Origin of the sequence: Paraburkholderia sp. SIMBA_030 (genome assembly GCF_046535245.1) — a bacterium.
Taxonomy (GTDB): domain Bacteria; phylum Pseudomonadota; class Gammaproteobacteria; order Burkholderiales; family Burkholderiaceae; genus Paraburkholderia.
Map to the genome: position 1 here is coordinate 1 of NZ_JAWRXB010000526.1, position 272 is coordinate 272.

Sequence of the window (272 nt, forward strand, 5' to 3'; positions counted from 1 at the left end):
GGACAGCGAGGCCTTTTCTTCCGGGCTCTGCAGGAACTCCAAAATGCCTCCGCGGCCGCTTGCGTTCTCTCCCGGGCCGCTGCCCCCCGGGGTGCGTTCGCGGAGGGACCTGGCCACGGCGCCGGCGCGCTCCACCAAGGAATCCATGTTGCCCAGCAAGTTGCCGCTGAGCTGCTCGATCTGCTCCAGCATGTGGTGGCGGAGCCACGGCGCGGCCGCGAACTGCACTCGGTGGGTTTGCTCGTGGAGGCAAACCCAGAGCCGGAAATCGT

General features: G+C 67.6%; 1 protein-coding gene. It reads right to left on the bottom strand.

Features of this window, described 5'->3' with window-relative positions; all coding sequences use genetic code 11:
- Positions 1-272, bottom strand: a 272-nt coding sequence (locus SB772_RS41075; RefSeq protein WP_410838660.1) for a zinc-dependent metalloprotease, incomplete at both ends; no start/stop codon positions are given.